The sequence below is a fragment of the Geobacillus sp. PK12 genome, assembly GCF_004123125.1.
Classification (GTDB): domain Bacteria; phylum Bacillota; class Bacilli; order Bacillales; family Anoxybacillaceae; genus Geobacillus; species Geobacillus zalihae.
This window is the reverse complement of record NZ_SDKL01000109.1, coordinates 1-4,210: the sequence shown is the minus strand read 5'-3', so window position 1 is coordinate 4,210 and position 4,210 is coordinate 1. Positions and strand designations below refer to the sequence as shown.

4 protein-coding genes and 2 pseudogenes are annotated in these 4,210 nt (G+C 48.4%); 3 read left to right on the top strand and 3 right to left on the bottom strand.

The genetic code is table 11. The features are described from left to right. Positions 1 to 422: 422 nt before the first annotated feature. From repA to ETR37_RS18205, 3 genes are all read right to left on the bottom strand, one after another. Positions 423 to 1,283, bottom strand: coding sequence for a replication protein RepA (gene repA, locus ETR37_RS18215; protein ID WP_001076427.1), 861 nt, complete (start codon positions 1,281 to 1,283; stop codon positions 423 to 425). Positions 1,284 to 1,601: 318 nt separating this feature from the next. Beyond that, the gene (locus ETR37_RS18210) at positions 1,602 to 1,994 is read right to left on the bottom strand and encodes a hypothetical protein (protein ID WP_001281124.1); all 393 of its coding nucleotides are present in this window, start codon (positions 1,992 to 1,994) and stop codon (positions 1,602 to 1,604) included. 177 nt (positions 1,995 to 2,171) lie between these two features. Then, positions 2,172 to 2,594, bottom strand: a complete 423-nt coding sequence (locus ETR37_RS18205) for a hypothetical protein (RefSeq protein WP_000007765.1) — start codon at positions 2,592 to 2,594, stop codon at positions 2,172 to 2,174. Between the two features lie 159 nt (positions 2,595 to 2,753). On the opposite strand from ETR37_RS18205, the pseudogene ETR37_RS18200 reads away from it, so the two are divergent. From ETR37_RS18200 to ETR37_RS19950, 3 genes and pseudogenes are all read left to right on the top strand, one after another. Continuing rightward, positions 2,754 to 3,272, top strand: a pseudogene (locus ETR37_RS18200) (isocitrate/isopropylmalate family dehydrogenase); the annotation flags it as partial. Positions 3,273 to 3,578: 306 nt separating this feature from the next. Beyond that, the gene (gene traJ, locus ETR37_RS18195) at positions 3,579 to 3,950 is read left to right on the top strand and encodes a conjugal transfer transcriptional regulator TraJ (protein WP_008832110.1); all 372 of its coding nucleotides are present in this window, start codon (positions 3,579 to 3,581) and stop codon (positions 3,948 to 3,950) included. A 142-nt stretch (positions 3,951 to 4,092) separates the two neighbouring features. Next, positions 4,093 to 4,210 (top strand): annotated as a pseudogene (locus tag ETR37_RS19950) (isocitrate/isopropylmalate family dehydrogenase); the annotation flags it as partial.

The following is a 4,210-nucleotide window of genomic DNA, read 5'->3' as shown; positions in this document are numbered from 1 at the left end:
GCATCCTCCACGCATAAAGGACGCGGATTTCTTCTACGTTCAGGTTGTAGCCTGAATCATTTTGGTGATTTCCTGCTTCAATGGGCAGCCAAGCTTCACTCTCTATCAACTGGTGAGAACGGCTTGCCCGGCAGCTTCGATGTGTGCTGGAGGGAGAATAAAAGTCTAAGATGTGCGATAGAGGGAAGTCGCATTGAATTATGTGCTGTGGAGGGATCGCTGGTATCAAATATGTGTGCTGGAGGGAAAGGCAGAGAATTACATGTGCACTGGAGGGAAAAGCGGATGGACAGATGTGTGCTGGAGGGAAAGTCTGGGCAAACTGAGGGGCGTCCCCCTCCAGCGCACATCAAAAACAGGAAATTGGACAAGCCTTCCCGGCAGCACACATCTTTTTAATGCGGTTTCCCTCCAGCACACACTTATTCGGGGAGTTTCAGCTTTGGATTGCGAGAATGGACGATTACAAAACTTTCCCGGCCTTTCTTCTCAATAGAACAGTCGAGATAGCCGATTGTTTTAAGCTGTTCTATCGCTTTCTTAATGATACGGTTTTGCTCGCCAACAGCTGACTGCAAAGCCAGGCGCTCACGGATTCGCGCGAACGATAGCGGCAACGGGTTCTGCGGAAGGCTTTCGATGAAAGTGTAAATGGCTTGTGCAGCTTCTTTCTTCGGAAGGGCACGCAAGGCGTGGTGTTGCAACAGAACGCGATAATCAAGCTGGAACAGCTCCCACAACTTCGAATCAGCCTCCAGCTCTATCAGATCAAGGTCAGCATCAAAACGCCCGACCTTCAGCAGACCAGTCTGATAGCCGCCTTTAGCATCTTTTCCGCGCTTAAAAGCGATACCCTTGTTACGCAAGCGTCCAAGTGATTCATGAATGGTTAAACGCAGTTTCGCATCCAGACGTTTTGAGGGGAAACCACAGGCTTTAGCGAATTCCTGAAACGATAACTGGATGGTGTTTGAGGACAAGCCGTATTTGCTGAACGCGTAGATGACACCGATCCACGTTTTGAAATCAGTATCCATATCGAGTCGAGGACCGGTGATTTTAATATCATCGTAACCCTCGGCTTTAGCTATCTCCAGCTGGGAAAACGCTTTGGTGGCATCAATCTCTTTACTTTCTCCTTTGCTCTTTGATGGCTTCGGCACGAATACCCCCAAGCGCATCAACGCTACAGGCTGCACAGTGTTGTTTGAATTAACTGTTAGTTCTTTTGCCTTACTTTCAATGTCTGCGTAAAGAATATCGGAGATAAATGATTGATTCATATTACTTTTTCCGAATTGTGTGGATAGTTTTTATAAGTGGTGATAACTACCCAAGCTTTCCCGTCAACACACATCCTATATCCCGCCAGCACACATTAGCAACCCGTCAGCACACATTTTTATCCCTCCAGCACACATCGTTTTCCCTCCAGCACACATCGCGATACACTTCTAAGCCAGACGTGGCGCGGCCTGCAACGATCAGGGATCTATATGGATCTAATTGGGATCTGTATGGACCTGATTATTGGATCTATCCAGTGGATAATGTGGATAAGTGAAAAACCGGCCAACGTAGCCGGTTGGAAGGGAGTCGTATTATTCTACGCTTTCGATGAGAAGACCATGTTCATAGCATTTAAGCTCATCGCCCTCGTACAGGAATTGGTATCCAATACCACCATATTCAGGCACATTAGGGAATAACTCATCACTTACCGAAGAACAAATCACACCAATGCAGCGATCAACGCCTTCTCGTTCTTCAGTGCTGAAAAAATCCTCTTCGGTAAGAACATGAGTACATTGCTCATCAGCATAGGTCGGAAATACATGCTCAATGCAATCCGGGTGTTTTAAACCAAGCTGATCGGCAAGCTCGAAAGCACGACGGTATTGTTCAGATCCTGGCTTGCCAACAGTGATTTGCTCAATTTTGTAGATTGAAGTCGCTTTGTTGATAGTTTGCTTTACTGTTACTTTATCAGACATAAAAATCCCTTTTAGTTACCGCTAATAGCTCGGTTGTAATCATTAACGTTGCGATTCTTCCTGTTAATCCCCATCAGCATCGTTTCTGTATCGAGGATATACGCTGGCAGATCATCAAAATATTCACTGCTAAACTCTGGCATCCTACACATAAATGCACTTTTGGGGGCAGGGTGGTTAACCTTTGTCGGCGTCGGCGTTAAATTCGCTGATCGACTCCCGGAGCAACCGCTGAGTGTCAGCAGGAATACGCTGGCGAACATTACCCGCCGCAACCAGTTGTTTCTGAACTTCAGCTTTTCGTTCCATTTGCCTGTCAGCATACTTGGCTTGTTCTGATTCATTTTTCACTTCCTGGCTGTGAAAATGTTGCTCTGCTTTGTTCATCGTCTCAATGGTCTGGTTAAGATCCATTATTGACTTATCACGTTCCTTAACAGCCTGATCAAGACTGCCAATTTTCTCTATGGCTTGCTTTAGCTGATGACGTTCCCATGCAAACCCAGCACCAACAAGTGCGCAAATCAGAACAAGAACACCAGTAGCAGCAAGTTTCTCCTTCAAAGACAAAGCTGTTTTTAACGTAGAAAAGAATGACATGTCTTCCTCCTGAAGAAAAATTATCAATGAAGTCCTTTGTTACTGTGCCGCTTTGTTTAATTCATCAAGAACAGAATCAGGAACCAAAGCGGCAACTGCGCTGGCTGTGCTGGCCTTATTTGCTGATGCTTCCGCAAGCGCGGTACCGGTAGTGTTAGACCTGAACAAGGTTTACTAAAAATCCGTAAAGAACTTCAATTGTACGCCAACTTAAGACCATGTAACTTTGCATCCGACTCTCTTTTAGACTTATCTCCAATCAAGCCACAATTTGCTAAAGGTACTGACTTCGTTGTTGTCAGAGAATTAGTGGGAGGTATTTACTTTGGTAAGAGAAAGGAAGACGATGGTGATGGTGTCGCTTGGGATAGTGAACAATACACCGTTCCAGAAGTGCAAAGAATCACAAGAATGGCCGCTTTCATGGCCCTACAACATGAGCCACCATTGCCTATTTGGTCCTTGGATAAAGCTAATGTTTTGGCCTCTTCAAGATTATGGAGAAAAACTGTGGAGGAAACCATCAAGAACGAATTCCCTACATTGAAGGTTCAACATCAATTGATTGATTCTGCCGCCATGATCCTAGTTAAGAACCCAACCCACCTAAATGGCATCGTCTCTCGCCTGTCCCCTCAGTTCAGTAATTTCCTGCATTTGCCTGTTTCCAGTCGGTAGATATTCCACAAAACAGCAGGGAAGCAGCGCTTTTCCGCTGCATAACCCTGCTTCGGGGTCATTATAGCGATTTTTTCGGTATATCCATCCTTTTTCGCACGATATACAGGATTTTGCCAAAGGGTTCGTGTAGACTTTCCTTGGTGTATCCAACGGCGTCAGCCGGGCAGGATAGGTGAAGTAGGCCCACCCGCGAGCGGGTGTTCCTTCTTCACTGTCCCTTATTCGCACCTGGCGGTGCTCAACGGGAATCCTGCTCTGCGAGGCTGGCCGGCTACCGCCGGCGTAACAGATGAGGGCAAGCGGATGGCTGATGAAACCAAGCCAACCAGGAAGGGCAGCCCACCTATCAAGGTGTACTGCCTTCCAGACGAACGAAGAGCGATTGAGGAAAAGGCGGCGGCGGCCGGCATGAGCCTGTCGGCCTACCTGCTGGCCGTCGGCCAGGGCTACAAAATCACGGGCGTCGTGGACTATGAGCACGTCCGCGAGCTGGCCCGCATCAATGGCGACCTGGGCCGCCTGGGCGGCCTGCTGAAACTCTGGCTCACCGACGACCCGCGCACGGCGCGGTTCGGTGATGCCACGATCCTCGCCCTGCTGGCGAAGATCGAAGAGAAGCAGGACGAGCTTGGCAAGGTCATGATGGGCGTGGTCCGCCCGAGGGCAGAGCCATGACTTTTTTAGCCGCTAAAACGGCCGGGGGGTGCGCGTGATTGCCAAGCACGTCCCCATGCGCTCCATCAAGAAGAGCGACTTCGCGGAGCTGGTGAAGTACATCACCGACGAGCAAGGCAAGACCGAGCGCCACCTAAATGGTATTATAATCACCAGCAACATGTTTGGTGATATCATCTCCGATGATGCCTCCGTTATCCCAGGTTCCTTGTGTTTGTTGCCATCTGCGTCCTTGGCCTCTTTGCCCGACAAAAACACCC

Excerpts from the sequence above, each read along its gene's own strand:
- repA (WP_001076427.1), bottom strand. The coding sequence starts at position 1,283 with ATGAATCAATCATTTATCTCCGATATTCTTTACGCAGACATTGAAAGT.
- ETR37_RS18210 (WP_001281124.1), bottom strand. The coding sequence starts at position 1,994 with ATGTCTGATAAAGTAACAGTAAAGCAAACTATCAACAAAGCGACTTCA.
- ETR37_RS18205 (WP_000007765.1), bottom strand. The coding sequence starts at position 2,594 with ATGTCATTCTTTTCTACGTTAAAAACAGCTTTGTCTTTGAAGGAGAAA.
- traJ (WP_008832110.1), top strand. The coding sequence starts at position 3,579 with ATGGCTGATGAAACCAAGCCAACCAGGAAGGGCAGCCCACCTATCAAG.